Origin of the sequence: Azotobacter chroococcum, assembly GCF_004339665.1 — a bacterium.
Classification (GTDB): domain Bacteria; phylum Pseudomonadota; class Gammaproteobacteria; order Pseudomonadales; family Pseudomonadaceae; genus Azotobacter; species Azotobacter chroococcum.
This window is the reverse complement of sequence record NZ_SMMU01000097.1, coordinates 1-1208: the sequence shown is the minus strand read 5'-3', so window position 1 is coordinate 1208 and position 1208 is coordinate 1. Positions and strand designations below refer to the sequence as shown.

Genomic DNA, 1208 nt, shown 5'->3' with positions numbered 1-1208 from the left:
CCCGTTGCCGGACTTCAGGGGAATACTTCGTTGCTGACTTCATGGCTCCATCCTCTCAAAGGTTGGAGCCTCCGGGAAACCCGGGGCGGTTCAAACAGGCTTCGACCAAAAGGTGCGTGACTGGTTGTCCTTTTTACATCTGGGGACACGCTGACATCGAGTCACTGGTGAACAGGCAGGGCCTAACCCACTCTTGTGATGGTTATGGAACTCGGTAAGCCCGTATTTTCGCCACTGGCTGGTAGAGCAGGGGCAGGTCGACCGCAAGGAAGGCTGTTGAAAGTGCGGGTAAAGGAGGTCGGAAAAAGCGAATGCCACCCTGTAACGGGGCTGGATAGGGGCCGTTGCCCCGACCCGAAAGGGTGCCCACTTCCGACTGGTCTTTGATCGCGAAAAAGCTTGTAAAGCTATAAAAAGCTGGCGTCGTTCGGTCCGACCGGCGGCGTCTGAACAGAAATCCCTTGCGGGGTAGTGAACTCACTCCCCGCAAGGGCGACGTGCGTCCGCTGCTCCTCCGGGGAAATCTTCTTTGGAGGAAAGCAAGATGAGTGCGTCTGAAAAGGAAGTGCCTGCGTCCTCCCTCCCGGCCAGCAGTTGGCACACGATCGACTGGGCAACCAGTCATCGGCGGGTGAGAGGGCTACAGGTACGGATCGCGAAGGCAGCCAAGAACCGGCAATGGCGGCAGGTGAAAACCTTGCAGCGCATGCTGGTCCGCTCGTTCGCCGCCAAGGCATTGGCGGTCAAACGGGTCACTGAAAACCGGGGTCGCAGGACTCCGGGCGTTGACGGGGAAACCTGGAGCACGCCTGAAAGCAAATGGAAGGCTATTTTTCGGTTACAGCGCACGGGCTACCAGCCCAGGCCGTTGCGGCGGGTGTACATCCCCAAAGCCAACGGCCAGCGCCGACCGCTGGGAATACCGACGATGCTGGATCGGGCCATGCAGGCGTTATACCTGCTGGCGCTCGAACCGGTGTCCGAGACCACGGCGGACCGGAATTCCTATGGCTTTCGTCCCCACCGTTCCACGGCGGATGCAATCGAGCAATTGTTCGTCAACCTCGGTCGCAAGCACTCCGCGCAGTGGGTCATGGAAGGGGACATCAAAGGCAGCCCTTTCAAGGTGTTTGCGTAAACTCCCCCGATAATCGATCGGGAGAACAAGACGATGTGGGATGCGGTTCTGGCGCGGTTCGAGAAGCAGG

At 59.2% G+C, this 1208-nt stretch carries 1 pseudogene; it reads left to right on the top strand.

Annotated elements, in window-relative coordinates:
- Positions 1-544 precede the first annotated feature (544 nt).
- Positions 545-1114, top strand: a pseudogene (locus EV691_RS23190) (reverse transcriptase N-terminal domain-containing protein); the annotation flags it as partial.
- Positions 1115-1208 lie beyond the last annotated feature (94 nt).